Here is a 26,997-nt window from a genome sequence, read left to right as displayed (position 1 = left end):
CGTCCGTCCCGCGTGGTGGGACACTTGTTCTCATGGCGCCGCCCGTGCCGTCCGAGGACGGCTTCCTGCGCCGCGCCGTCGCGGTGCTGAGCGCCTTCCGCGCCGACGACGACGCCCTCGGCGCCGCCGAGCTCGGCCGGCGCAGCGGCCTGCCGAAGTCGACCGCGCACCGGATCGCCCTCGACCTCGTCGAGGCGGGGCTGCTGGAGCGGCAGGGCCCGCGGGTGCGGCTCGGGCTGAAGCTGTTCGAGATCGGGCAGCGGGTGCCGCGCCAGCGGGTGCTGCGGGACGCCGCCGTCCCGTACATGTCGGACCTGCGGGAGGCGACCCGGCAGACCGTCCATCTCGCGGTGCTGGAGGGCGGCGAGGTCGTCTACGTGGAGATCCTCGGCTCGTCCGGCGGGCCGCGGCTGCCGTCGCAGGTCGGCGGCCGGCTGCCCGCCCACGTGACCGGGGTGGGGAAGGCGATCCTGGCGTTCTCCCCGCCGGACGTGGTGACGGCCGTGCTGGAGTCCGCGCTGGTCAAGACCAGCGAGCGCAGCGTCACCGCGCCGGGCCTGCTCGCCAGGGAGCTGGAGCGGATCCACCGCGAGGGCGTCGCCTACGACCGGGAGGAGTCGGGCGCCGGGATCGTGTGCGCGGCGAGCCCCGTCCTCGGCCCGGACGGTCTGGCCCTCGGCGCCCTGTCGGTGTCGGGCTGGTCGAACAAGATGCGGCTCGCCGCCGTCGCGCCGGCCGTCCACACGGCGGCGCTCACGCTGTCGCGCACCCTGGGCGGTTAGCGGTCCGGCAGGTGGCGGGCCAGGAGCTGCGCGAGGTGCTCGCCGTCGCGCTGCGCCAGCTCGTTCAGCTGCGTGCGGCAGCTGAACCCGTCGGCGAGGACGACATCGCCCTTCCCCGCGTCCCGGACGGCGGGGAGCAACTGCTGCTCGGCGACCGCGACCGACACGTCGTGGTGGCCCTTCTCGACGCCGAAGTTCCCGGCGAGCCCGCAGCAGCCGCCGAGCCTGCCGACGTCCGCGCCCGCCTTCCTGAGCAGGGCGGCGTCCTTCGTCCAGCCCATGACGGCGTGGTGATGGCAGTGCGGCTGCGCGATCCCGGTGACACCGGACAGGTCGGGGGGCGTCCAGTCCTCGGTCTCGGCGAGCAGCTCGGCGAGGGTGCGGGTCGCCGCGGCCACCTCGCGCGCCGCCGCCGCGTCCACCCCGCTCAGCAGCTCCTCGGCGTCGGACCGCAGCACGCCCGTGCAGGACGGCTCCATGCCGACGACCTTCGCACCGCGCCGGACGAACGGCAGCAGCGCCCGGACGGTCCGCCGGGCCTGCGCGCGCGCCCGGTCCAGCTGCCCCGTCGAGATCCACGTGATCCCGCAGCAGACCGGGCGCTCGGTCACCGCCACGCGGTAGCCGGCGTGCTCCAGCACCTTCACCGTCGCCCGGCCGACAATGGGGGAGAACGCGTCGGTGAAGCTGTCCACGAACAGGACGACCTCGCCGTTGCGGCCCTCCGGGCTGCGATGGGACGCGAACCAGCGCCGGAACGTCACGGGCGCGAACGCGGGTAGCGTGCGCCGCCGGTCGATGCCCGCACCCCACGCGACCAGCGGTTTCAGGGCGCGTGACCGCATCACGGCGTTCATCACCCTGATCGTCGCGGGCGACTTGGCGGCGAGCCGCGTCCAGCGCGGAAGCCACCCGAGCGCGTAGTGGGCGCGCGGCCGGAACCTCCTGCGGTACCGCTGGTGCAGCGCCTCCGCCTTGTAGGACGCCATGTCGATCCCGGTCGGGCAGTCGGAGGCGCAGCCCTTGCACGACAGGCACAGGTCGAGCACGTCGTGCACGGCTTCGGACTTCCAGCCGTCCGGGCCGAGCTTGCCGCTGACGACCTCCTGCAGGACCCGGGCGCGCCCGCGCGTGGAGTCCTTTTCCTCGCGGGTGGCGAGGTAGGAGGGGCACATCACGCCGCCCGCCGCGGTGTTGTCGGCGCGGCACTTGCCCACGCCCGTGCACCGGTGCACGGCCCGGGAGAGATCGCCGCGGTCGTCCCGGTAGGCGAGGCCGAGACCCCGGTTCAGCGGGATCGTCTGCACGGCGCGGAGATCGGCGTCCACCGCCGCCGGGCGGACGACGATGCCCGGATTCAGCAGATCGTCCGGGTCGAAGGCGTCCTTGACAGCCGAGCACAGCGCCAGCGCCTCGGCGGAGTACATGTGCGGCAGCAGCTCGCTGCGCGCCCGCCCGTCGCCGTGCTCGCCGGACATCGTGCCGCCGTGCGACGCCGCGAGCGCGGCCGCGTCGTTCAGGAAGTCCCGGAAGATCCGCGTTCCGTCCGCCCGACCGAACGGGAAGTCGATCCGCACGTGGATGCAGCCGTCGCCGAAATGCCCGTACGGCACGCCGAAGAGCTCGTACCGGCCCAGCAGCGCCTCGAACTCCCGCAGGTAGGCGCCGAGCCGCTCCGGCGGGACGGCCGCGTCCTCCCATCCGGCGTGCGCCTGCTCGCCCTCGGGCGTGCGCGCGACGAGCCCCGAGCCGTCCTCGCGGATCCGCCAGAGCGCGTCGGCCAGCGCCATGTCCTCCACCAGCATCGAGTCGGCGCAGCCCGACTCGCCGACGACCTTGCGCGCGGTCGCCCGCAGCGCCCCGAGCTCGGGCCCGGCGAGCTCGACCAGCATCCACCCGGACCCCGCCGGCAGCGGGGGCACGGCGTCGGCGCCCCGGCGCTCCCGCACGACGTTCGCGATCCGCGCGTCCAGCCCCTCGCAGGCGACAGGCCCGTGCGGCAGGATCGCCGGGACGGCGTCGGCGGCCTCGGCCATCGACCCGTACCCGAGCACCACGAGCAGCCTGCACGCGGGCTCCCGCACCATGCGGATCCGTGCCGCCAGTGTCAGCGCGAGCGTCCCCTCGCTGCCCACCAGCGCCCGCGCGACGTCGAAGCCCTTCTCCGGCAGCAGATGCTCCAGCGAGTAGCCGGACACCTGCCGCCCGAACCGCCCGAACTCGGTCCGGACGAGCGCGAGGTTCTCGCCCACCAGCCCGCGAAGCCGGTCGAGGAGCCCGCTCTCCGCGACGTCCCCGGGCACGTCCCCGAGCCGCAGCCGCTCGCCGGAGCCCGTCACCACGTCGAGCCCGAGCACGTTGTCGCTGGTCCGCCCGTACCCGAGCGCCCGCGACCCGCACGCGTTGTTGCCGATCATCCCGCCCAGCGTGGCCCGCGTCCGGGTGGACGGATCGGGCCCGAACCGCAGCCCGTGACCGGCCGCCACCTGGTGCAGCCGCGCCTGCACGATCCCCGGTTCGACCAGCGCCGTCCCCGCCTCCGGGTCGATCTCCAGCACCCGGTTCAGATGCCGGCTGACGTCCACGACGACCCCGGGCCCGACCGCGTTGCCCGCGATGGACGTCCCGCCGCCGCGCATCGTGAGCGGCACCCCGGCCTCCCGGCACACCCCGAGCACGGCCGGCAGCTCGCCCGCCTCCCGCGGCGTCACCACGACCCGCGGCGGGACCCGGTACAGCGAGGCGTCCGACGAGTACATCGACCGCGCGAGCGCGGAGTCGTCCACCCCGCTCACCCCGGCCGCACGCAGCGCCGCCACCAGCTCGTGATGATCGCTCAAGCCCCGCCTCCGTCTCCACGATGGGACGGTTCCAACGGTAGGTCATGGCGGTCGCGGGGACGCGGCCAGGCGCGCCCGTACCCTCTCCGCCTGCGGGGCGCCCAGCTGCTCGAAGATGCCGAGCGCCTGCCCCCACAGCCGCCGCGCGGCGGCGCCGTCGCCGGCGTCGTTCCTGATCTTGCCGAGGTTCAGCAGCGCGAAGCCCTCGCCGAGGCGGTTGCCGATCGCGCGGGCGGCGCTCAGGGCCCGCCGCGAGTGGTCCTCGGCCTCCTCCAGGCGGCCGAGGTCGCGGTAGGCCTGGCCGAGCATCCACAGCGTCCGGCTCACCCCCCAGTGGTCGTCGACCTGCTCGAACAGCGCCAGGGCGCGCCGGGAGTGCTCGATGCCCTCGGCGGGGCGGCGGACCTTCCCGCAGATCTCCCCGAGCTGGTAGCGGACCCACGCCTCGCCCCACCGGTCGCCCAGGGCACGGAAGATCTTCTCCGCGCGTTCGCAGTCGTCCGTCGCCTCGCCGAACCGGCGGAGATCGGCGAGCGCCACGCTGCGCAGGGTGCGGGCCGACGCCTCGATCCACGGTTCGCCGATCTCCCGGCCGATCGCGACGGCCGCAGCGAACCGCTCGAACGCCTCGTCGAAGCGCTGCACGTCCCGGTAGGCGTTGGCGATGCTCGTCAGCAGATGCGCTTCGCCGTACCTGTCGCCGCTCTCGCGGACGGCGTCGAGGCCGATGTCGTGCGTGACGATCCAGTCCGTCCACCGGGTGCGCAGGCTGAAGTAGCTCCAGAGCGTGAACGGGAGTTTCCACGCGACGTCGTGCAGGCCGGCCTCGGCGGCGTGCCGCGTCGCCGCGACCAGGTTGAGCCGCTCCTCATCGCACCATGTCAGCGCGGCGCCGGCGGAGGTCAGGGCGGCGGGCCGGCATTCCGGCCGCGGCAGGTCCAGCGGAACGCGCCGGCGGCCTGGCATCAGGACCCGGTCGGCGGCATCGGCCATGTGCAGGTACCAGTCGAGGACCCGCCGGACGGCCGCGTCCCGTTCCGGTTCCGGCTCGTCGGCGCCGGCGCGGTCCCGGGCGTAGACGCGGAGCAGGTCGTGCATCCGGTAGCGCCCGCACGTCGTCTCCTGCAGCAGATGCACATCGGTAAGCGCTTCCAGTTGCCGCCGCGCCCGCTGCGCATCCTGAGCGGTGAGGACGGCCGCCGCGTCCAGGCTGATGTCGGGGCCCGGGTGCAGGCCCAGAAGGCGGAACGTGCGGGCCGTGTCCGGCGGCAGCGCCCGGTACGACCACTGGAACGCCGCGCGCACCGCCACGGTCTCGTCGTCGGCCGCCGCGAGCAGATCCAGCCGGCGGCGCTCGTCCTGGAGCTCCTGGGTCAGCTCGGCCAGCCTGAGGTGCGGGCGGACCGCGGTGCGTTCCGCGGCCAGCCGCAGCGCCAGCGGCAGGTTCGCGCAGAGCCGCGTCAGCTCCACCGCCGCCTCGGGTTCGGCGTCGACCCTCGCCGCCCCCATCACCTCGCGTAACAGCGCAAGCGACTCCGCCTGTGACAGGAGGTCGACGCGGATCCGGTGCGCGCCCGTGCGGACGACGAGGCCGGACATGCTGCCGCGGCTGGTCACGATCGTCATGCAGCCGCCCGTGCCGGGCAGGAGCGACCTGACCTGCGCCGACGAGGCCGCGTTGTCCAGCACGATCAGCATGCGCCGCCGATCGAGCTGGGACCGGTACATCGCGGCCCGCTCCTCCAGCGTCGAGGGGATCGCCGCGGGCGGGACATGGAGGGCGCGCAGGAACACGTCGAGCACCTCGTCGGGCCTCGCGGGCGGGCCCGCCCGGCTGAAACCCCGCAGGTCCACGAACAGCGTCCCGTCCGGGAAGCGTTCGCGCACGCGGTGCGCCCAGTGCACGGCGAGGGTCGTCTTGCCCACCCCGGCCATGCCCGACATCGACGCGAGGACCACGGTGCCCGGGCGCGTGCCGATCTCCAGCAGGCCGGCGAGCCGTCCGAGCTCGTCCGTCCGGCCGCTGAACCCGGACACGTCGGGCGGCAGCTGCTGTGGCGCGGGCCAGGCCGGTCGTCCGCCCTGCGCGGCCCGCGCCGGGGCGGGAAGGTCCAGCGACGGGTCGCCGGCGAGCACCGCCGCCTCCAGCCGCCGCAGCCGGGGGCCGGGTTCGATGCCCAGTTCGCCCGTGAGCACGCGCCGGGTGTCGCGGTAGACCTGCAATGCCTCGGCCTGCCGGCCGGAGCGGTACAGGGCGAGCATCAGCTGCTCCCGGAACCGCTCCCGGAGCGGATGCTCGGCGGCCAGGGTGCGCAGCTCGGGCACCAGTTCGCCGTGCCGGCCCAGGTCCAGGCCGGCGGAGACCCGGTCCTCGATGGCCGCCAGGCGCAGTTCGTCCAGGCGCACGGCCTCGTCGCGCAGCGGCGGCGACTCGTCGAGTCCCGCGTAGGCGTCCCCGCGCCAGAGCGCGAGCGCCTCGCTCAGCGCGGCGTGCGCGGCGGCCGGGTCCGCGCACTCACCGGCCGCACGCCCTTGGGCGACCAGGCCCGTGAAGCGCTGCGCGTCGAGCTCCCCGGGTTCCACGGTGAGCGCGTAGCCGGGCGAGATCCTGGCGATCCGCTCCGGGCTCTCCAGCGTCCGGCGCAGCGTGTGCACGTACATGCGCAGGTTCGCCGACGCCGACCGGGGCGGCCGCTCGCCCCACAGGGCGTCGGCGAGCAGATCGTCGGAGACCGGCGTATTGGCGTGGCGGAGCAGGACCGCCAGCACAAGGCGCAATTTGAACGACGTCAGTTCGAAGGCCCGCTCGCCTTCGGTGACCGAGAGTGGTCCTAATATTCCGAACCGCATAGAGATGCCCCCGTCCCCGTACCGGGGACCTTAACACGCGGCACGCTTTGGAGATCGGTGTTTCACGCCGATCTGCAAATGATCAAGAAGGCCCTGTGGCCGCCCTCTCGTGCTGATCTGCGGCGCATATATACGGCGGATATACGGCGCGTGTACACGGCATTCTTAGCGTGCGGCGCGTACTCACTTCCCGAGGAGAATAGGGGATCTCATGCGGAACAGGTTCGCACGCACGACGGCCCGCGCCGCCGTCCTCGGCGCGTCCGCCGCGCTCGTCGCGGCGGCGGCGCCCGCCGCCTTCGCGCAGGATGCCGCGCCGGCCGCGCACAACCGCGTCTGCGTGCTGAAGGCGGGCGGCGGAGCCGACTGCGGCAGCGCCGCCCAGCGCGTCGCCGCCGGCCCGTGGGCGATCAAGGTGCACCAGCACCCGAACTACGAAGGTGAGGCATTCACCTTTTACCTTCCGGCCGGAGTGAGCCAGTGCTCGGGGCCATTCGAGAACGAATACCCGGTCAACATCGTGCACGGTGACTTCTGGGACAACCGGATCAGCTCCGTGCAGAGCAACGACGCCACCAACTGCAACATCAAGCTCTACGACGGGCACAACCTCACGGCGAACACCCGGGGCAGCACGGGCTTCGCCGACCACTGCAGGCAGCTCAGCCAGCCGTCCACGTGCGTTTACTACACCGACCCCAAGAACAAGGCGTTCGACAACGTCACGAGCTCCCTCATCATCTCCTGACCCCACGAATCGGCCGCCCGCCCCCCGGCTCCCGGAGGGCGGGCGACCTTTGCGCTGCGGCCCCCGGGACGTTCGCCGGGACCAAGGTTCCTATTCATCGCGGGTGCCCGGAACCAGGGTGGGAACCGGCGGGAAACCGATCATGGTTACCCCGCGGAGGCCGGGGAAGGCCCAACGGAACCGGGCTGAGGGAATGGGTGGGTCAGGTGACTGAGGCCCGTCAGGAGACGGGTTCCGGGCCTGCCGGGCCGGGACCGGCCGCCCGGAGCGGGCGCCCCGCGGTCATGCTGGCGGTGGCCACGGCCAGGGTTCGCGGTGAACTTCTGGGCGTGGGCGCTGCTGAGCCCGCTGGGCCCCGGCTGGGCGTCACGTGGCAGATGTCGGCGCTGTTCGCGGTGGGGTTCGGTGGCTATGTGGCGTTCTCGGTGTACCTGCCCACCTATCTGAAGACGGAGTACGGGCTGTCGCAGTCGGACGCGGCGAACCGGACGGCGGGGTTCGTGCTGCTCGCAGTGGTGATGCGCCCGATGGGCGGCTGGCTGTCGGACCGGATCCCCGCCGGCTGGATCGAGGCGGCGCAGCGCTCCCCGATCCACGCGCTGATCAACACCTACAGGGTGGCGCTGCCGCTGCACCCGGAGTACCGGACGATGCCGATGGTCTGGTACATCCCGCCGCTGTCCCCGGTGGCGGACGTCGTCCGCGACACCGGGCACGACGCCGAGAACGCCGGGAACCTGTTCGCCGCGATCGAGACGCTGCGCATCCTCGCCGAGCTGTTCACCGCAGGAGACACCGCCCCGGTGGACGCCGTCCTGCGGCGGCTGGCTGCGATGGGCTCCTACATGCGCGACATCAATCTCGGCCGCGAGCCCGACGAGTCCATCCCGCAAGGCGTCGGGATGTCGGCCGAGGCGATGTACGACATGTACCGGCTGCTCGCCCTCGCCAAGTACGACGAGCGGTACGTGATCCCGGCCGCGCACGCCGAGCAGGGCCACGGCCTGGAAGAGCTCGCGACCGACTGCGCGCTGAACTACGAGGGCGGGCCCGGCATGGGCGGCGCCGGCCTCGGCGGCTCGGGCCCGTTCGAGGAGGCGTCCGGCGGCGCCAACCCGATCGACCGTCTCACCGTGGTTCCGGTCGATCTTCTACCTCCAGCCCGACCCGGACCTGATGACCGGCGTGCCGATCCTGTTCCGGCTCCACGCCGTCAGCGCGATGGCGCTGCTCTGCATCTGGCCGTTCACCCGGCTCGTGCACATGCTCACCGCGCCGGTCGGCTACCGGGGTGGTGCCGGACGCCGCCGGGACGGGCGGTAGCGTCCGGGACAACGACCCCGATCACCGCCCGGTACGTCCCTCGGAGGCCCCTCGTGCTCGCCGTCACCACCGCCGACGTGCGGATCTTCCTGCATCTGCTCGCCGCGACGATCTGGGTCGGCGGGCAGATCACGCTCGGCGCGCTGGTGCCCGCGCTGCGCGGCTACGAGGGCGTCGCCAAGGCCGCGGCGCGCAGGTTCAGCGCGATCGCCTGGCCCGCGTTCGCCGTCCTCGTCCTCACCGGCGTCTGGAACATCACCGCGGGCGATCTCGGCGATGAGGCGAAGCGGACCCTGGAGGTGAAGCTGGCGTTCGTGCTGCTGTCGGGGGTCGCCGCGTTCCTGCACGCCCGTGCGGGCTCCAAGGCCGGCCTGGCGGTCTGGGGCGCCCTCGGAGCGCTCGGCGCCCTCCTCGCCCTGTTCCTCGGCGTCCAGCTCGGCTGATCGCCGGAGCCGTCCCGCACCGCCGGAACGCGAGCCGGGACGTCCGGCCCCCCTTTATTTGATGACGCGGTCACGCGCACGCTGGAACCATGGGGCCTCGCCTGGTGCGAGGGACGGGCGAGACCCGCCCGGACCTCCCTCGCAGCTGCCCATCGGGGGGCACCATGAGGCAGATCATGATCGTGGCGGCGGCCGCGCTGGCGGCGGCGGTCGTGGCGTGCGCCGGCGCCATCGCGTTCATCAAGCTGAACCCGGAGGATTCGCAGGACGCCGGCAGAGTCGCGCAGAGCCGCTCTTCCGCGCCGCCCCAGAGCCACTCGTCCGCGCCGCCCCAGAGCCACTCGTCCGCGCCGCCGCAGAGCCACTCGTCCGCGCCGCCCCGGAGTGGGACGCCCGGGCACAGGGAGGCGCCGCGGTCGACCGTCACCGTCACCGAACCGAGGACCGAGCAGGCGCCGGCGCCGGCGCCGGCGCCGCAGGCACCCGACCAGAGCGACGCGGACGCCGACTTCCTGGCCCTGATCGCCGCGGAGGGGATCAAGGCCCCGGACGACTGGGCGATCAAGGCCGGCCGCGCGACCTGCGGCGAGGACTACGACACCGCCTACAGCTATCTGACGGACGGCGGTCTCTACGGCTACCACGTCCAGACCTTCCTGGACGACTGGACGATCACGCACGGCGGCTGCTGATCCCGGCCGTGCAGCGTCCGGCGAGGGTGTTCAGGGCGTCCAGGAGTTCGGGTGGTCCGTCCACCTCGAAATCGGCTTCGAGCATGAGGATGTTCAGCGCGAGACGGTAGGGGGTGTCGCCGCTCGCCAGGACCACGCAGCTCTCGTCGCCCAGCGGCTCGACGAGGACGGACGCGGGCACCCGGCCCGTGATCTCCTCGGCCGGGGCGTGCACGGTGACACGGGCCCGGTGGTGCGCCAGCGCCGCGTCCACACCGCGCGGCACCAGGTCGGCGGGCGGAGTCTCGCGCGGTGTGAAGCGCGGGCCCTCCGGAGTGCGGAGCTCGACACGATCCACCCGGAACGTGCGCCAGTCGCCGCGGGAGACGTCCCACCCGATCAGGTACCAGCGGCGCCCGGTGTGGACGAGGCGGTACGGCTCCACGTCGCGGGCGCTCTCGCCGCCGTCGTGCCGCCGGTAGCCGAACCGGAGCCGGCGATGGTCCCGGCAGGCGGCGGCGATCGTGGCGAGGGTCTCGGCCGCGACCGCGGGCCCGCCCGGACCGAGCCGGGTCGTGTACCCGTGCAGCGCGGCGACACGGCGCCGGAGCCTGGACGGGAGGACCTGCTCCAGCTTGGCCAGCGCCCGCACGCTGGTCTCCTCGATCCCGGCGACGGTGCCGCCGGCGGCGGTGCGCAGGCTGACCGCGACCGCCACGGCCTCCTCGTCGTCCAGCAGCAGCGGCGGCAGCGCGGCGCCCGCGCCGAGCCGGTAGCCGCCGGCCGCCCCCGGGGCCGCGTGCACCGGATAGCCGAGGTCGCGGAGCTTGCCGATGTCGTAGCGGACGGTCCGGACGCTGACCCGCAGGCGTTCGGCGAGTTCGGGGCCCGTCCAGTCCGCGCGGCTCTGCAGCAGCGACAGCAGGCGGAGCAGGCGGGCGGATGCTTCGAGCATGCCGCCATTCTCTCCGCGATCGCGGCAGGAATCTTGCCGCATTGGGCGAAAGGCTCGGGTCATGAGCGAAGACATCCGCCCTTTCCGCATCGAGATTCCGCAGGCCGACCTCGACGACCTCCGTGACCGGCTCGCCCGGACCCGGCTCCCCGGCCAGGTCCCCGGCACCGGCGCCGAGCGCGGCGTCCCCGAGGACCGGCTGCGCGAGCTGATCGAGTACTGGGCCGGCGGCTACGACTGGCGCGTCCACGAGGCCCGGCTGAACGAGCACCCGCAGTTCGTCACCGAGATCGACGGCCAGCGGATCCACTTCCTGCACGTCCGCTCGCCCGAGCCGGACGCGACGCCGCTGATCCTCACGCACGGCTGGCCGGGCTCGATCGTCGAGTTCCTGGACGTCATCGGCCCGCTGACCGACCCGCGTGCGCACGGCGGCGATCCCGCCGACGCCTTCCACCTCGTGATCCCGTCCATTCCCGGCTTCGGGTTCTCCTCGCCGCTCGCCGGCACCGGCTGGGACCTGGGCCGCGTCGCCGAGGCGTGGGCGGTGCTGATGGAACGCCTCGGTTACGACCGCTACGGCGCCCAGGGCGGCGACTACGGGTCGGGGATCTCCCGCGAGCTGGGCCACGTCGCACCCGACCACGTGATCGGCGTGCACATCAACTTCCTGCTCACGTTCGGGTCCCCGGAGGGACTCTCCGAGCCGGACCGCGAGCGCCTGGCCGGGCTGGAACGCTTCACCTCCGACATGGGCGGCTACATGGCCATCCAGTCGACCCGCCCGCAGACCCTCGCCTACGGCCTCGCCGACTCCCCGGCGGGGCAGCTCGCGTGGATCGCCGAGAAGTTCACCGAGTGGAGCGAGCACGGTGTCGACCGCGACGTGCTCCTGACCGACGTCACCCTCTACTGGCTGACGAACACGGCGGGTTCATCGGCGCAGCTGTACTACGAGGCGTCGAGGACATGGGGCGGCAAGGGGCCCTCGCCCGTCCCGACCGCCGTGGCCGTGTTCCCGTTCGAGGCCGCGCTGCCGGTCCGGGCGCTGGGGGAGCGGACCGACACGATCGTCCGCTGGACGGAGTTCGAGCGCGGCGGCCACTTCGCCGCGCTGGAGCAGCCCGAGCTCCTCGTGTCCGATATCCGGGCGTTCTTCCGGGACCTGACTCGGAGGCGGATCGTCTAGGTTTGCCCCATGAGCGATTCTGTGGCGGTGGGGCTGGTCGGGGCGGGTCCCTGGGCCGGGATGGTGCACGCGCCCGCGCTGGCGGCGGGGCCGGCCACGCGGCTCGCGGGCGTCTGGGCGCGGCGGCCGGAGGCGTCCGCGGAGCTGGCGGGCAAGCACGGCGCGCCCGCGTTCGAGCGGATCGAGGAGCTGTTCGACGCCTGCGAGGCCGTCGCGTTCTCCGTCCCGCCGGACGTCCAGGCCGACCTCGCCGAGCGGGCCGCCCGCGCGGGCAAGGCCGTCCTGCTGGAGAAGCCCCTCGCCATGGACCTGGACGGCGCCCGCCGGCTGGCGGATGCCATCGCCGAGGCGGGTGTCGTCTCGCAGATGGTCTTCACCCTGCGCTACTCGCGGGCGGCCCGCGCCTTCCTCGACCGGGCCGGAGGCCTGGAGCCGTTCGGCGGCTACGGCTCGTTCGTCTCGTCGGTGCTGAGCGGCGGGCCCTTCGCCACCCCGTGGCGGCTGGAGAAGGGCGCGCTGCTCGACCTCGGCCCGCACATCGTCGACCTGCTGGACGCCTCGCTCGGCCGCGTCGCCGGGGTCCGCGCGCACGGCGACCCGCTGGGCTGGCTCGGCCTGACGCTGGAGCACGAGAGCGGCGCGGTCAGCCAGGCGTCGGTCTCGATGGCCGGGATGGGCGAGCTGCCACCCGCCCGTGTCGAGGTGTACGGGCGGAAGGGGCACGCGCTGCTCGACTGGTCGCAACTGGGCGACGACGCGTTCGCCACGATGGTGGCGGAGTTCGGCTCGGCCGTCCGGGGCGGGCCGGCTCCCCTGCTGGACGCCGCGCACGGCCTGCGCATCCAGAAGATCCTCGCCTCGGCCGAGGCGCAGCTGGCGGCGGAGTAATCCCAGATTCCCGATTGGCTCAATAGGAAATCTGCTGTCATCCTGGATGCCATGGCTCGCACTATCGATGAGATCCTCGCCGCCGCACGCGGCCGGCTGGAACGCGTCCACCCTGATCAGGCCCAAGCCGAGACCCGGGACGGCGCGGTCCTGGTCGACATCCGCCCGGCCGCCCAGCGGGCGGACGAGGGCGAGGTGCCCGGCGCGCTGATCGTGGAGCGCAACGTCCTGGAATGGCGCTTCGATCCGTCCTCCGCCGCCCGCCTGCCCGAGGCCACCGGCCACGACCTGCGCGTCATCGTGCTCTGCTCGGAGGGCTACACCTCCAGCCTCGCCGCCGCGGCGCTGCACGACCTCGGGCTGACCCGCGCGACCGACGTCGTGGGCGGGTTCCAGGCGTGGCGCGCGGCCGGCCTGCCGACGACCGGGGGAGCGGGCGGGTGAGCCTCGTGGCGCTGGTGGGCAATCCCCGGCCGCGGTCGCGCACGCTCGGGGTGGCGCTCACGGCCGCCCGGGCGATCGGCGAGCGGGTCGGGGAGGCGGGCGAGACCGAGACGGTCGACCTGTCCGCCCTGGCGCCCGACCTGCTGAGCGCCACCCCGCCGCCCGCGGTGCGGCACGCGCTGGACGTGGTCGGCGGCGCGGACGTCCTGGTCGTCGCGAGCCCGACCTACAAGGCCACCTACACCGGCCTGCTGAAGGTGTTCCTCGACCGCTTCGGGGCGGGCTCGCTCGCGTCCGCGGCCGCCCTGCCGCTGCTGGTCATGGGCGACCCGAAGCATTCGCTGGCCGTGGAGACGCATCTGCGGCCGCTGCTCGTCGAGCTGGGCGCGAGCGTCCCGACCCCGGGCCTCGCCCTGCTCGAATCGCAGCTCCCGGACGCCGAGGAGATCGTCGGCGCGTGGGCCGGCCGGGTGGCGCCGCAGGTGAGCGGCTTCCTCGCGGGCCGGACCGCCCCCGGCTGAGCGGCCGGCTCCGGCGGCCGGTGTGACTCCCGGAGTTGAGCTCTTAACATTCGTGGTGTTAACTTTTGCCCTGTCATCGCACGGCAGGCGCGTGATCGGGGCCGTTCCGCCGGCCCGCCGCCCGCCGTGAGGCGAGAATCGACGCCATGGGGCGAGGGTGCACGGCGGTGGCACCTCCGGCGTCCGGACGGAGGAGCGGCATGAGCGACCGGCAGCGGCGGGGGCCCGCACAACGGCAGGACGCGATCGCCGAGGCGGTGCTGGCCGAGGGATCGGGCTCGGCCGCGGAGTTCGCCGAGCGGTTCGGCGTCAGCCTCATGACGATCCACCGCGACCTGGACGAGCTGGAGCGGCAGGGCATCGTCCGCAAGTACCGCGGCGGGGTCACCGCGCAGCGCTCCGGGGTGTTCGAGAGCAGCGTCGCGTACCGGAACAAGACGATGCGCGAGGAGAAGGAGGCCATCGCCGCGCGGGCGGCGGAGCTGGTCGAGCCCGGCATGGCGATCATGCTGGACGACTCGACGACGGCCCTCGCGCTCGCCCGGCGGCTCACCGGCCTCGGCCCGCTGACGATCGTCACCAACTTCCTGGACGGCCTGAACCTGCTGGCCCCGGTGCAGGGCATCCGGCTGATCGCGCTCGGCGGCGACTACGACCCGCTGCACAACTCGTTCATGGGCGTCTCGTGCGTCGAGATGATCGAGTCGCTGCAGGTCGATCTGTGCTTCGTGTCGACCTCGGCGGTGTCGGGCGGCAACGCCGGGCACCAGGAGCAGCGCGTCGTCGTGGTCAAGCGGGCCATGCTGCGCAGCGCCGTCCGGAACGTCCTGCTGGTGGACCACACGAAGCTGGGCCGCACCGCGCTGCACCGGGTCGCGCCGCTGAGCGACTTCGAACGGGTGATCGTGGACGACGGGGCGTCCCCCGACGCGCTGGGCGACCTCGCCAAGCACAAGGTCGACTACGACGTCGCGGCCCGTCCGCTCGGCTGACCTCTCTGTGAAAGTCGAACGTTACAAGTAACGCCATCCGACCCGTGCGTGCCTAGAGGCCGTGCGGGATCGATGCTGAGCTGTGACCTGCGCTTTCGGCATGATCGGTGCCGGGCTTCACGATCTTCGATGTTAGTTAACGTTCGAGTATTGACACTTCTAACGTTCCTGGTGTTACGTTCTCAGCGCGGTGCTCGCCGACCCCCGGTCGCGCGGCCGCCGCATCGGCTCCATCGCCCTTCTTCACGGGCGTACCACCGAGGAGAACTCAGTGAAGAAGCTTTCCTTCAGGACGGCCGCCGCGGCAGCCGCGGCCCTGGCCGTGCTCGCCCCCGCCGCGGCGTGCTCGTCCAAGAGCTCGGGATCATCCGGCGGCGGCGACGCGAAGAACGCCAAGATCGCGTTCCTCATGCCCGACATCGCCTCGACCCGCTACGAGCTCTACGACGCTCCGCTGTTCAAGGCCAAGATGAAGCAGTTGTGCGGCGGCTGCTCGGTGCTCTACCAGAACGCCGGCGCCGACGCCTCCAAGCAGCAGCAGCAGGCCAGCTCGGTGCTCGCCCAGGGCGTCAAGGTGATCGTCATCGACCCGGTCGACTCGGCCGCGGCGGCGTCGATCGTCCGGATGGCGCAGTCCCGGGACGTGAAGGTGATCGCCTACGACCGTCCCATCCCGCAGGCCAAGGCCGACTACTACGTCTCGTTCGACAACGAGAAGATCGGCGCGATGATCGGGCAGTCGCTCGTCGACCACCTGAAGAAGGAGAAGGCCAAGGGCGGGATCCTGGAGGTCAACGGCTCGCCGACGGACGCCGCCGCGAACCTGATCAAGAAGGGCATCCACAGCTCCGTCGACCCGAGCGGGTTCAAGCTGCTCGCCGAGTACGACACCCTGGGCTGGGAGCCCGCGAAGGCGCAGGAGTGGGTCAGCGGCCAGATCAGCAAGTTCCGCGGGCAGATCGCGGGCGTCGTCGCCGCGAACGACGGCACCGGCGGCGCCGCCATCGCCGCGTTCAAGGCCGCCGGCCAGGACGTTCCGCCGGTGACCGGCAACGACGCCGAACTCGCCGCCGCGCAGCGGATCGTCGCCGGCGACCAGTACAACACGATCTCCAAGCCGATCAAGATCGTCGCGGAGGCCGCCGCGAACGCCGCCTACAAGCTGGCCCAGGGCGAGACGCCGAAGGGGAACACGACGCTGTTCAACACCCCGTCGGAGCTGTTCACCCCGACCGTCGTCACCCAGGACAACATCGGCAAGGTCCTGCTCGGCCCGGACGGCGCCCTCAAGGCCGACAAGGTCTGCACCGCCGAGTACGCGGCGGCCTGCACGAAGCTCGGCGTCAAGTAGCGATCTCCCGAAGGTTCGTCATGTCACCATCGTCCTCTCCACCCGCCGGCGCGACGGGCTCGCTGCTGTCGCTGCGCGGCGTCAGCAAGGCGTTCGGCGCCGTCGCCGCCCTCACCGACGTGTCGCTGGACGTCGCCGCCGGCGAGGTCGTCGCCCTCGTCGGCGACAACGGCGCCGGCAAGTCCACCCTGGTGAAGGTCCTGTCCGGCGTGCACGCGCCGGACGCGGGGACCATCACCTTCGAGTCGCGGGAGGTGAGCATCCCCACCCCAGCCGCCGCGCAGAACCTCGGCATCGCGACCGTCTTCCAGGACCTCGCGCTCTGCGAGAACCTCAACGTGATCGAGAACCTGTTCCTCGGCCGCGAGATGAAGGCGCTGCGCCTGGACGACGTCGCCATGGAGGTCCGCTCCCGGGAGCTGCTCACCCAGCTCTCGGCGAAGATCCCCTCGGTGGGGGTGCCGGTCGCGGCGCTGTCCGGCGGCCAGCGGCAGACGGTGGCGATCGCCCGGTCGCTGCTCGGCGACCCGAAGATCATCATCTTGGACGAGCCGACCGCCGCGCTCGGCGTCGCGCAGACCGCCGAGGTGCTCAACCTGATCGAGCGGCTCCGGGAGCGCGGCCACGGAGTCATCATGATCAGCCACAACATGGCCGACGTGAAGGCCGTCGCCGACACCGTCGCGGTGCTCCGGCTCGGCCGCAACAACGGCGTGTTCGACGCGCGGAAGACGTCCGCCGAGGAACTGGTGGCGGCCATCACCGGCGCCACCGACAACGTGGTGAGCCGCCGCGCGGCCAACGGACGTCCCGAGGCCGGAACCGACCCGGCTCAGGACGACCCGGCCGAGAGCGAGGCGGCCGAGGCCGCCCAGGACGGGGCGGATCAGGACGGGGCGGATCAGGACGGGGCCCGCGAGGGCAAGGAGTCCGTGGACGACGACACCGGCGAGCCGGGCGGCGAGCGCGCCGCGCGGGTCGCGCCGGGCGGCTTGAGGAAGGGAGCCGGCGATGAGTGACCTCATGGCGCCGCCGGAGGTGAAGACCGGCCTGCCGGGACCGTCCGGGGACCGCGGCCCGCGCGCCGCGCTGGCGGCGATGGCCGACCGGGTCCGCGGCGGCGATCTCGGCGTCGCGCCGGTGGTCGGCGGGCTGGTCGTGATCTGGACCGTGATGCAGATCCTCAACCCGGTCTTCCTGTCCAGCGCCAACCTCGTGAACCTCGCGCTGGAGTGCGTGCCGGTCGGCGTGATCGCGCTCGGCGTGGTGTTCATGCTGCTGGTCGGGCAGATCGACCTGTCGGTGGGGTCGATCAGCGGGCTCAGCGCCGCGGTGGTCGCGGTGCTGTTCGTCGACCACGGCTGGCCGTCCTGGCTGGCGATCCTGGCGGCGGTGGTGCTGGCCGTCGCGCTCGGCTGGTTCTACGCGCAGATCTTCAACCGGCTCGGCGTGCCCAGCTTCGTGATCACGCTGGCCGGGCTGCTCGGCTGGCTCGGCCTGCAGCTGTGGATCCTCGGGCCCAAGGGGTCGATCAACCTGCCGTTCGACTCCCGGCTGGTGACGTTCGCGCAGCTCGACTTCGTCCCGCCGTGGCTGGCGTACACGCTGGTCGTCGCCGGCGCCGCCGCCCTGTACCTGACCGGCCACAACCGGGCGGTGCAGCGCCGCAGGGCGGGCCTGCCCGCGACGTCCGAGCGCACGCTGATCCTCCGCAGCGCCGCGCTGCTGGCCGGCCTCGGCGTCGCGGTGTGGTACCTGAACAGGGACCGCGGGGTCGGCTGGATGTTCGTCCTGTTCCTGGGCCTGGTGCTGGTGACGCACTACGCGCTGTCCCGGACGAAGTACGGCAAGTCCGTGTACGCGATCGGCGGGAACGTCGAGGCGGCCCGGCGCGCCGGCATCAACGTCAAGACCATCTACACCACGGCGTTCGTCATGTGCACCACGCTCGCCGCGATCGGCGGGATCCTCGCGGCGGCCCGGCTGGCGGCGGCCAACCAGAGCAGCGGCGGCGGCGACGTCAACCTGAACGCGATCGCGGCGGCGGTCATCGGCGGGACGAGCCTGTTCGGCGGGCGCGGCAACGCGTTCGCCGCGCTGCTCGGCATCCTCGTGATCCAGTCGATCTCCAGCGGGCTGACGCTGCTGAACCTCGACTCGTCCTACCGCTTCATGGTCACCGGCGCCGTGCTGCTGCTGGCCGTGGCGCTGGACTCGGTCGCCCGCCGGTCGCGGGCCTCGCACGGCCGGGCCTGACCGCACGATGGGATCACCGAACGACGGACGGGGGAGCCGATGACGGTCGTCTGCGTCGACGCCGGCACCACGATGATCAAGGCGGTGGGATACGCCGGGGACGGCACCGAGCTGGTCGTCGTCCGGCGGCCCACCGAGGTGACGCGGCCCGCGCCGGGCCACGCCGAGCAGGACATGGCGTCGGTCTGGCGGGCCGTCGCGGACGGTGTCCGCGAGGTGCTCGCCCGGACCGGCACCGGCGTCGACTTCCTGGCGCTCACCGCGCAGGGCGACGGAAGCTGGCTGGTGGACGGCGACGGCGCCCCCACCGGCCCCGCCATCCTGTGGAATGACGGCCGCGCCGCCTCCACCATCGAGCGCTGGGCGGCGTCCGGCGTGCTGGAGGAGGCGTTCCGCGCCAACGGGTCGCTGCACTTCGCGGGCCTGCCCAACGCGATCCTGACCTGGCTGCGCGACCACGACCCGGACCGGCTCGCCCGCTCGGCGGCGTCCCTGACCTGCGGCGGCTGGATCTTCTCCCGCCTCACCGGGGAGATCGCCGTGGACGGCTCGGACGCGTCCGCCCCGTTCATGGACATCGCCGGCCTCCGCTACTCCGATGATCTGCTCCGCCTCTACGACATGGAGTGGGCCCGGCGGCTGCTGCCCGACCTGCGCGGCGACGACCGGCGGGTCGCCCCGCTGGCCGCGGACGCCGCCGGCGAGCTCGGCCTCCCGGCCGGACTGCCGGTCGTCCTCGCCCCGTACGACATCGCGTCCACCGCGATCGGCGTGGGGGCGGTGGACACCGGCCAGGCGTGCACGATCCTCGGCACGACGCTGTGCACGGAGATGGTCGTGGACGGCCCGCGCCTCGCCGGCGAGCCGTCCGGCCTCACGGTCGCGATGGGCCTGCCGGGCCGCTACCTGCGGGCGTTCCCGACGCTCGCCGGCGGCCAGGTCGTCGACTGGGCGTGCCGCCTCCTCGGCCTCACCGACCCCGCCGACCTCGCCGCCCTCGCGGCGCGCGTCCCGCCGGGCGCCGACGGGCTCATCTTCCTGCCCTACCTGTCGCCCGCCGGCGAGCGCGCGCCGTTCCTCGACCCGCAGGCGCGCGGCGCGTTCCACGGCCTGACCGTCGACCACGAGCGCGAGCACATCGCCCGGGCCGTCCTCGAAGGGCTGAGCCTGGTCGTCCGCGACTGCCTGACCGCGGCCGAGACCCGTCCCACCGAACTGCGGGTGAGCGGCGGCGGCTCGGCGAGCCCCATCTGGCTGGGCATGCTCGCCGATGTCACCGGCGTCCCCGTCGTCCGGTCGGCCGACACCGAGGCCGGCGCTCGCGGCGCGTTCATCGTGGGTCTCCTCGCCACCGGCCGCGCCGCCGACGCGCGCGAGGCCGCCGACGCCCACGTCCGCCCCGGCGACACCTACACCCCCGACCCGGCCCGGGCCGCCCACTACGCCCGGACCTACGAGGACTTCCTGGCGATCCGCACCGCGACGGCCCCCGCCTGGCCCACCCTCGCCGAACTCCGCGCCCGCACGGCGGGCGATCGGCCGCGGAACGAGGGAACGGGCCTGTGAGCGCCGTGCCCGATGTGGAGGCCGTCTGGGTCGGGGTCGACCTGGGGACGCAGGGCGTGCGGGCGGTGGCCGTCACCGCCTCGGGCGAAGTGGTCGGAAGCGGCGGCCATCCGCTGACCGGCCTCCGGGACGGGCCCCGGCACGAGCAGGACCCGGAGGACTGGTGGACGGCGGTGGGCGCCGCCTGCCGGCAGGCCCTGCGGGACGTCCCCGCCCAGGCGGTCCAGGCCGTGGCCGTCGACGGGACGTCCGGGACCGTCCTGCTCACCGACGACGCCGGACGGCCGCTGACCCCGGCGCTCATGTACGACGACACCCGGGCGGCGGAGCACGTCCAGCGGGTGAACGACGCCGGCGGCGAGGTGTGGCGCAAGCTCGGATATCAGCGCATGCAGCCCGCCTGGGCGCTGCCGAAGCTGCTGTGGCTCCTGGAGCACCACGCGCGCGACGGGGCCCGGCTCGCCCACCAGGCCGACTTCGTCAGCCGGAGGCTGACCGGTCATCCGGTCGCAGCCGACCTCAGCAACGCGCTGAAGACCGGGGCCGACCTCATCGCCGAAGCATGGCCGGAGGACGTGCTCGACGCGCTGGGCGTTCCGGACGATCTGCTGCCGCCGCTGGAACGGTCCGGCGCGCCCCTGGGAACGGTCTGCGCGCGCGCCGCCGAAGCCACCGGCATCCCGGAAGGGACCCCGGTCATCGCGGGCGCCACCGACGGGTGCGCCGCCCAGCTCGGCACCGGACGGCTGACCGTCGGCTCCTGGAACTCCGTGCTCGGCACGACGCTCGTCCTCAAAGGCGTCACCGACGACCTCGTCCAGGACCCGTTCGGCGTCGTCTACTCCCACAAGGCGCCGGACGGCAGGTGGCTGCCCGGCGGCGCGTCCAGCACCGGCGCCGGCGCCATCGCACGCGACTTCCCCGGCCGCGACCTGGCCGACCTGGACCGGCGCGCCGCGGGCCACGAACCGGCGGCGGCGCTCGCCTACCCGCTCGTCCCGGCGGGGGAGCGGTTCCCGTTCCTCGCACCCGACGCCCGCGGGTTCCGGCTGGACGGGACGGGCGACGAGGCAGACGACTTCGCCGCCGTCCTGCAGGGCGTCGGCTACCTGGAGCGGCTCTGCTTCGACCACCTCGACCTCCTCGGCGCGCCGACCGGCGGCGACCTGACGCTGACGGGCGGGGCCGCGCGGAGCGAGTACTGGTGCCGGCTGCGCGCCGACATCCTCGGCCGCCCGGTCGTCCTGCCCCGGCACGCGGGCTCCGCGCTCGGCGCCGCCGTCCTCGCCGCCTCGCCCGGCAGGGACGTCGCCGAGGTCGCCGGGCGGATGGTCGACGTCCGGACCGTCATCGACCCGCGCCCGGACAGGGCCGGCGTCTTCGACGCCCCCTACCTGCGCCTGGTCGGTGAGCTGGAGAGCCGCGGCTGGCTGCCCGCCGAGACCGCCGCGCACGCACGCGAGAGGACATCCCGATGACGCGCCTCATCCTCGTCCGGCACGGGGAGACCGAATGGCACGCCGAGAACCGGTACGCCGGGGTCAGCGACGTCGCGCTGACCCCGCGCGGACTGGAGCAGGCCCGGCTCCTCGCCGCATGGGCGAGGACGGCCCGCCCCGACGCGGTGTGGTGCTCGGACCTGTCGCGCGCCCGGATCACCGCGGCGCCGTCCGCCGAGGCGATCGGCGCGCGGCTGCACGTCGACGAACGCCTCCGCGAGCTGGACTTCGGCCACGGCGAGGGCCTCACCCGCGCGGAGATGGAGCGGAAGTTCCCCGACGAGCTGCGCGCGTTCCTGGCCGACCCCGTCGCCGGACATCTGCCCGGCGGCGAGGACCCCGTCGCCGCCGCGCGCCGCTACACCGGCTGCCTGGACGACATCGCCCGGCGCAACCCCGGCGGCCGCGTCCTCGTCGTCGCGCACTCCACGGCGATCCGGCTCGCCCTGTGCCGGCTGCTGGGGGTGCCGCTCAAGGACTACCGGCGGCGGTTCCCGTCGCTGGGCAACTGCGCCCTGACCGAGATACGGCTCCGGGACGGCGACGCCGCCCTCCTGGAGTTCAACACCCCACTGGAGCGATGAATGAGTACCCGCGTGCTCGCGGCCGGTGACCTTTTCGTCCGCAACGAGTTGTTCGTCGACGCCCTGCGCGCCGAGGCGCCCGGCGACCTGGAGTTCTCCGAGGTCACGCTGCCGTGGCCGGTGGAGCCGTTCGGGCGCGTCGCCGAGGTGGACGAGGCGTCCGGGACCGAGGAGCAGCTCATCGAGGCGCTGCGCGGCGCCGAGGTCTGCGTCACCCAGATGGCGCCGCTGACCCGGCGGATCCTGGAGGCGTCGCCGGACCTGCGGCTCTTCGGCATCAGCCGCGGCGGGCCCGTCAACGCCAACCTGGAGGCGGCGACCGAGCACGGCGTGGCCGTCTGCTTCGCCCCCGGACGCAACGCCGACGCGACCGCCGAGCACACCCTCGGGCTGATCCTCGCGGCGGTGCGGCGCATTCCCCAGACGCACGTCGACCTGATGGCGGGGCAGTGGCGCGGCGACTACTACCGGTACGACGACGTCGGCATCGAGATCCTCGGCAGCACCGCCGGGCTCGTCGGCTGCGGCGCGGTCGGCCGCCGCGTCGCCCGGATGCTCGCCGCGCTCGGTGTGCACGTCCTCGTCCACGACCCCTACCTGGACGACCTCGGCGACCTGGCCGACATCGCCGAACTGGTGACGCTCGACGAGCTGCTGGCGCGCGCGCAGATCGTCACCCTGCACGCCCGCGCGACACCGCAGACCACCGGCATGATCGGCGCCGAGCAGATCGCCGCGATGGCGCCCGGCTCGATCATCGTCAACTGCGCCCGCGGGTCGTTGCTGGACTACGAGGCGGTCTGCGACGCCACCGAGTCCGGGCACCTGTTCGGCGCCGCGTTCGACGTGTTCCCCGAGGAGCCCATCCCGGCCGGGTCGCGGCTGCTGACCACCCCGAACATCATCGTGACGCCGCACCTGGCCGGCGCCAGCAAGCAGACCGCCGCCAACGCCGCCCGGATCATCGCCCGCGACGTCGGCCGCCACCTGCGCGGCGAACCGCTCGTCCACTGCGCCAACCCCGAGGTGCTGGAGACCGCCCGGCTGACGCACCCCTGAGCCCTCCCCTCGAAACCCCCACCACGAGGAGGCACGAATGCAGAAACCCGGACTCGGCGAGGTCGCTCTCACCCGCCGCGGAGTCCTCGGCCACGCGGGCGCCGCCACGCTCGCCGGAGCCGCCGTCCTGGCCGGGGCCCGGCCCGCCGCGGCCGACGGACCCTCCTACACCTTCGACCTGGTCTTCAACGTCCCCCACACCGACAACATGCAGGGCCTCGCCTACGCGCGCGGACGGTTCTACGTCGGCTTCGACGTGGGCGGCGGCAACGGCGTCATCCGCGAGTACGACCGCGACGGCACCACGCTCAAGGAGAGCGCGCCGCTCGCCGTCGGGCACGCCGCCGAGATCAGCGTCCGCGACCGGGACGGCCGCCTCTACGTCGCCACCGGCGGCGGGACGAACCCGACCAAGGTCAACGTCGTCGACTGGCGCGGCGAACCGGAGATCGTCCGCACCATCGACTTCGGCTCCCTCGGCAACTCGGGCCTGGTCGCCGTCGACAACCGGCGCGACGGCCTGCTCGTCCACGCGGGACCGGGCGACCTGGGCCCGTTCGTGTTCGCGTTCACCGACCTCAAGGGCAACGTCCGCTCGACCTTCGACCTCGGCTACCAGGGCGTCCCGCAGGGCCTGGAGATGGCCGGCGACAAGGTCCTCTACTACACGAACAACACCATCACCGTGCTGGACCGGGCCGGGACGATCCTGGACGCGATCACGATCCCGCTGACCGGGGAGAGCGAGGGCCTCGCCGTCGCACCCGCGGGCCGCGGCACCCGCGTCTTCTTCGGTTACAACAAGCCCAACCGCGTGTACGCGATGAAGCCCGTGTTCCGCTGACCGGCCAGGCGCGCGGCCGGGTTCCGTCCGTACCTCCCGTCCCGGCCGCGCGCCATCCCCGGACTTCCATAAGTTTTATGCTTGTTCTCTCCCGGCGATATCGCGTTCGACTTAGCAGTCGAACCTCGCAGTTTAGCGGAATCCGATAAAATGTGAGCCTTTTTCTGATCGGGCCTTGATTTCCCCGGCCACTCGGGTAGAAAAAATCAAATCCCTCTCCCCGAGGAGGAAACCCCCGTGAAGGCTCCCCTCAGGCTGGCCGCGCCGCTCGCGGCCGCCTCCGCCACGCTGGCCCTGACGGCGACCGGCGCGTCCGCCGCCACCACCACGATCCACGAGGAGACCGCCGCCGGAGCGCCCTACTCCGGCAACTGGCAGGTCTCCACCGTCGGGACGATCGACTTCTCCGTGAACTTCCTGGGCTCGAAGGTGACCGGCTCGTGCGACGGCGCGAAACTGCAGGGAACCGTGGTGCCGACCGGTGCAGGCGAACTGACCGCCGCGTCGATCGGCGCGTGCCGGACGTCCAACGGCCTCAGTTCCCCGGCGACCGATCTCGACCTCGGCGATGTGGCCGACAAGAGCGGCCAGGTCGCCTACGCCCCCGTCGAAGGCGGACGCGACGGCGTCCTTTCCATCAACGGCGACCTGCGATTCAAGATGGAGGGAAAGGTCCTCGGCATCACCATCACCTGCTATTACGGATTCCGGACGGGTAACACCGACGGGCTCGTCATCGACGTCTACAACCGCGACAACCCGAACCGCCCGCTGCCCGGCCAGGACGACGCGCAGGGCCGTTCTGACAACATCACGCTCGTGCGGGAATCGGGAAGCAGCGGGCTTTGCCCGTCGAACGGCACCGGCACCGGCGCCGGAATCGCACGCGGCGAGAGCACACCGGGATCAGGGGTCTTCGACCGCAAGCTCTACCTGACCGCATAGCCCCGGGCAGAGCGCGCGGAGAGGCGGCCGGCCCCCGAGGCCGGTGCAAGGGAGTGGTCGTCCTCCCCGGGGCCCGGCCGCCCTCACTGTGCCCTCGCGGTGCTGGGTCGCCGTGTCGGAACGACCGGGGGCGTACGGCCGGAATCCTCCTGGACGAACGCGAGGAATTCGAGCCTAACTCCGCAGGTCAGCACTGTGTAATGACAGCGTGCTTACAGTTGTTTCCCACTCGTGTCCAGTTTGCGTCGTGGCAAAATCACCCGGTTGGAAACGGCTTGTGGCCTGAATCACATCCCGGAACGTCACGCCGCGGGAACCTGGCCCGTCCTGTTGCCGAAGCATCGTTTCCCGGCGGCGGCGCCGGGACGGACCAGGGAGTCGTCATGCGTGTTCTCGTCGCGGGGTCGACCGGCGTCATCGGAAGCAGGCTCGTCCCGCTGCTGGACGCCGTCGGCCACGAGGTGGTCGGCCTCGCCCGCTCGGCGGACAGGGCCACCGGCAGTATCGTCACCGCCGACGCCCTCGACCGGGACGGCCTCGCCCGCGCGGTGGCCGAGGCCGCACCGGACGCCGTCGTCAACCTGCTCACCGCCATCCCGGCGGCGCTCGACCCCCGGCATCTGGCACGTGACTTCGCCGTCACCAACCGCCTCCGCACCGAAGGCACCCGCAACCTCTACGAAGCGGCGGAGAGGGCGGGCGCGACCCGCGTCCTCGCGCAGGGCCTCGCCTACGCCTACCAGCCGGCCGACGGCCTCGCCGACGAGGACGCGCCGCTGTGGACCGACCACACGCCCAAGCAGTTCGCGCCCGTCCTGCGGGCCCTCATGGAACTGGAACGGCTGACCGCCGGGGCCGGGGGCCTCGTCCTGCGGTTCGGCCACCTCTACGGGCCCGGCTCCGCCTACGCACCGGACGGATCGTTCACCGCCCAGGTCCGGGCCGGAAAGGTCCCCGTCGTCGGCGGCGGCCACGCCACCCTCTCCTTCACCCACGCCGACGACGCCGCCACCGCCCTCGTCGCCGCCCTCGACAAGGAAGCGACCGGCGCCCTGAACGTCGTCGACGACACCCCCGTCACCATGGGCGAGTTCCTTCCCGAGTACGCGGGGATGCTCGGCGCGCCGGCGCCCAAGCGCGCCCCGGCCGCCCTCGCCCGCCTCGCCGTCGGCTCCTGGGGCGTGGCGTTCATGAACGGGCTGCGCGGCGCCGGCAACACCCGCGCCCGCCTCCGGCTCGACTGGCGCCCCCGGTACGCGTCCTGGCGGGACGGGATCGGCGCCCCGGGCGACACCGCCCGGGCGGCATGATCGTCCCATGGACGCGACCGGCATGAACGCGACCGCCTTCGCGGAGCACCGCCCGCTCCTGCTCGGGCTCGCCTACCGGCTGCTCGGCAGCATGTGGGACGCCGAGGACGTGGTGCAGGAGGCCTTCCTGCGCTGGACCCGGACCGACGCCGCCGAAGTCCGGGACCGGCGCGCCTACCTCGTCACCATCGTGTCGCGGCTCGCGCTCGACCAGCTCCGCTCCGCGCGCGTCACCCGCGAGGCGTACGTAGGGCCGTGGCTGCCGGAACCCGTCCCCTCCACGGCGTTCGGGCCGCTGGAGACCGCCGAGATGACCGACACCCTCTCCTACGCGACCCTGCACCTGATGGAGCGGCTGTCACCGCCGGAACGCGCCGTGTTCGTCCTGCGGGAGGCGTTCGAACTGCCCTACGACCAGATCGCCGGCATTCTGGACGTCCCCGCAGCGACGTGCCGCCAGCACCACCGCCGCGCCGCCGCGCGCCTCGCCGAGGGCCGCGAACGCTTCCACCCGGCGCCCGCCGACCACAACGAACTGCTCGGCCGCTTCCTGGCCGCGGCGCGCGGCGGTGACCTCGCCACTCTGACCAACCTGCTCGCCGAGGACGTCGTCACCTGGAACGACGGCGGCGGCCGCACCCGCGCCGCGCTCCAGCCGGTCGAGGGCCGCGACCACGTGGCCGCCTTCATCGCCGGCCTCTCGTCCCGCTACGGCATCGGCGCCACCGAGATCGTCGAGGCCAACGGCGCCCCCGCCGTATGGACCCACGTGGACGGCCAGGAGCAACTGGCCCTCTTCGACATCCGCAACGGCCGGATCCACGCGATCTACGCCGTCCTGAACCCGGACAAACTCGGGTTCGTCCGCCCATCAGCGTGACCATCCCGGGTTCGCCGCCTGTGCCGATCCGCCTCCGGCCCGTTCCGCTCCGTGCGG

21 protein-coding genes and 2 pseudogenes are annotated in these 26,997 nt (G+C 73.2%); 20 read left to right on the top strand and 3 right to left on the bottom strand.

Features of this window, described 5'->3' with window-relative positions; all coding sequences use genetic code 11:
- Window positions 1-32: 32 nt before the first annotated feature.
- Window positions 33-782, top strand: a complete 750-nt coding sequence (locus ACQPZP_RS24850; protein ID WP_433472116.1) for an IclR family transcriptional regulator — start codon at window positions 33-35, stop codon at window positions 780-782.
- Here ACQPZP_RS24850 and ACQPZP_RS24845 read toward each other — a convergent pair.
- Entirely contained in the window at window positions 779-3,541 is a 2,763-nt protein-coding gene (locus ACQPZP_RS24845) for an FAD-binding and (Fe-S)-binding domain-containing protein (protein WP_433479673.1), read from the bottom strand. The genes ACQPZP_RS24850 and ACQPZP_RS24845 overlap by 4 nt on opposite strands.
- Before the next feature lie 123 nt (window positions 3,542-3,664).
- Window positions 3,665-6,391, bottom strand: coding sequence for a BTAD domain-containing putative transcriptional regulator (locus ACQPZP_RS24840; protein WP_433472115.1), 2,727 nt, complete (start codon window positions 6,389-6,391; stop codon window positions 3,665-3,667).
- A gap of 292 nt (window positions 6,392-6,683) precedes the next feature.
- On the opposite strand from ACQPZP_RS24840, the gene ACQPZP_RS24835 reads away from it, so the two are divergent.
- From ACQPZP_RS24835 to ACQPZP_RS24825, 3 genes and pseudogenes are all read left to right on the top strand, one after another.
- Window positions 6,684-7,220 carry a hypothetical protein gene (locus ACQPZP_RS24835; protein ID WP_433472114.1) on the top strand — a complete coding sequence of 179 codons (537 nt, stop codon included), beginning with the start codon at window positions 6,684-6,686 and terminating at the stop codon, window positions 7,218-7,220.
- Between the two features lie 551 nt (window positions 7,221-7,771).
- Window positions 7,772-8,299: pseudogene (narY, locus tag ACQPZP_RS24830) on the top strand (nitrate reductase subunit beta); the annotation flags it as partial.
- A gap of 851 nt (window positions 8,300-9,150) precedes the next feature.
- On the top strand, window positions 9,151-9,678 hold the full coding sequence (locus ACQPZP_RS24825; RefSeq protein ID WP_433472113.1) for a hypothetical protein: 528 nt from the start codon (window positions 9,151-9,153) through the stop codon (window positions 9,676-9,678).
- Here the strand turns inward: ACQPZP_RS24825 and ACQPZP_RS24820 are convergent.
- Entirely contained in the window at window positions 9,659-10,612 is a 954-nt protein-coding gene (locus tag ACQPZP_RS24820; RefSeq protein ID WP_433472112.1) for a helix-turn-helix transcriptional regulator, read from the bottom strand. The two genes, ACQPZP_RS24825 and ACQPZP_RS24820, sit on opposite strands and share 20 nt — an antisense overlap.
- Window positions 10,613-10,673: 61 nt before the next feature.
- On the opposite strand from ACQPZP_RS24820, the gene ACQPZP_RS24815 reads away from it, so the two are divergent.
- The 16 genes and pseudogenes from ACQPZP_RS24815 to ACQPZP_RS24740 all read left to right on the top strand — a co-directional run bounded on the left by ACQPZP_RS24815 (window position 10,674) and on the right by ACQPZP_RS24740 (window position 26,940).
- Window positions 10,674-11,801 carry an epoxide hydrolase family protein gene (locus ACQPZP_RS24815; RefSeq protein ID WP_433472111.1) on the top strand — a complete coding sequence of 376 codons (1,128 nt, stop codon included), beginning with the start codon at window positions 10,674-10,676 and terminating at the stop codon, window positions 11,799-11,801.
- A gap of 9 nt (window positions 11,802-11,810) precedes the next feature.
- Window positions 11,811-12,689, top strand: a complete 879-nt coding sequence (locus ACQPZP_RS24810; protein ID WP_433472110.1) for a Gfo/Idh/MocA family protein — start codon at window positions 11,811-11,813, stop codon at window positions 12,687-12,689.
- 51 nt (window positions 12,690-12,740) lie between these two features.
- Window positions 12,741-13,133 carry a rhodanese-like domain-containing protein gene (locus tag ACQPZP_RS24805; protein ID WP_433472109.1) on the top strand — a complete coding sequence of 131 codons (393 nt, stop codon included), beginning with the start codon at window positions 12,741-12,743 and terminating at the stop codon, window positions 13,131-13,133.
- Window positions 13,130-13,654: an NADPH-dependent FMN reductase gene (locus ACQPZP_RS24800; protein WP_433472108.1), complete on the top strand. Its 525-nt coding sequence runs from the start codon at window positions 13,130-13,132 to the stop codon at window positions 13,652-13,654. The genes ACQPZP_RS24805 and ACQPZP_RS24800 overlap by 4 nt, the downstream gene beginning before the upstream one ends.
- A gap of 200 nt (window positions 13,655-13,854) precedes the next feature.
- The gene (locus tag ACQPZP_RS24795; protein ID WP_433472107.1) at window positions 13,855-14,646 is read left to right on the top strand and encodes a DeoR/GlpR family DNA-binding transcription regulator; all 792 of its coding nucleotides are present in this window, start codon (window positions 13,855-13,857) and stop codon (window positions 14,644-14,646) included.
- 271 nt (window positions 14,647-14,917) lie between these two features.
- A complete protein-coding gene (locus ACQPZP_RS24790; RefSeq protein ID WP_433472106.1) occupies window positions 14,918-15,997 on the top strand; it encodes a substrate-binding domain-containing protein in 1,080 nt (359 codons plus the stop codon).
- Window positions 15,998-16,017: 20 nt separating this feature from the next.
- Window positions 16,018-16,794: pseudogene (locus tag ACQPZP_RS24785) on the top strand (ATP-binding cassette domain-containing protein); the annotation flags it as partial.
- 214 nt (window positions 16,795-17,008) lie between these two features.
- Window positions 17,009-18,253 (top strand): sugar ABC transporter permease, encoded by a 1,245-nt coding sequence (locus ACQPZP_RS24780; RefSeq protein WP_433472105.1) that lies wholly within the window; start codon window positions 17,009-17,011, stop codon window positions 18,251-18,253.
- A gap of 39 nt (window positions 18,254-18,292) precedes the next feature.
- Entirely contained in the window at window positions 18,293-19,819 is a 1,527-nt protein-coding gene (locus ACQPZP_RS24775) for an FGGY family carbohydrate kinase (protein ID WP_433472104.1), read from the top strand.
- Window positions 19,816-21,297, top strand: a complete 1,482-nt coding sequence (locus tag ACQPZP_RS24770) for an FGGY-family carbohydrate kinase (protein WP_433472103.1) — start codon at window positions 19,816-19,818, stop codon at window positions 21,295-21,297. The genes ACQPZP_RS24775 and ACQPZP_RS24770 overlap by 4 nt, the downstream gene beginning before the upstream one ends.
- Window positions 21,294-21,902, top strand: a complete 609-nt coding sequence (locus ACQPZP_RS24765; protein ID WP_433472102.1) for a histidine phosphatase family protein — start codon at window positions 21,294-21,296, stop codon at window positions 21,900-21,902. Before ACQPZP_RS24770 ends, ACQPZP_RS24765 begins: the two co-directional genes overlap by 4 nt.
- Entirely contained in the window at window positions 21,903-22,961 is a 1,059-nt protein-coding gene (locus ACQPZP_RS24760; RefSeq protein ID WP_433472101.1) for a 2-hydroxyacid dehydrogenase, read from the top strand. It abuts the gene before it with no gap.
- Window positions 22,962-22,998: 37 nt separating this feature from the next.
- Window positions 22,999-23,805: a hypothetical protein gene (locus ACQPZP_RS24755; RefSeq protein ID WP_433472100.1), complete on the top strand. Its 807-nt coding sequence runs from the start codon at window positions 22,999-23,001 to the stop codon at window positions 23,803-23,805.
- Window positions 23,806-24,042: 237 nt separating this feature from the next.
- A complete protein-coding gene (locus tag ACQPZP_RS24750) occupies window positions 24,043-24,750 on the top strand; it encodes a hypothetical protein (protein ID WP_433472099.1) in 708 nt (235 codons plus the stop codon).
- A 383-nt stretch (window positions 24,751-25,133) separates the two neighbouring features.
- Window positions 25,134-26,060, top strand: coding sequence for an NAD-dependent epimerase/dehydratase family protein (locus ACQPZP_RS24745; protein ID WP_433472098.1), 927 nt, complete (start codon window positions 25,134-25,136; stop codon window positions 26,058-26,060).
- 7 nt (window positions 26,061-26,067) lie between these two features.
- Window positions 26,068-26,940 (top strand): RNA polymerase sigma-70 factor, encoded by an 873-nt coding sequence (locus ACQPZP_RS24740; protein WP_433472097.1) that lies wholly within the window; start codon window positions 26,068-26,070, stop codon window positions 26,938-26,940.
- Window positions 26,941-26,997: the final 57 nt, after the last annotated feature.

Source organism: Spirillospora sp. CA-142024, from assembly GCF_050942325.1.
GTDB lineage: Bacteria > Actinomycetota > Actinomycetes > Streptosporangiales > Streptosporangiaceae > Spirillospora.
Note: the sequence above shows the minus strand (reverse complement) of the source record. Positions and strands in the feature narration are given on the sequence as shown.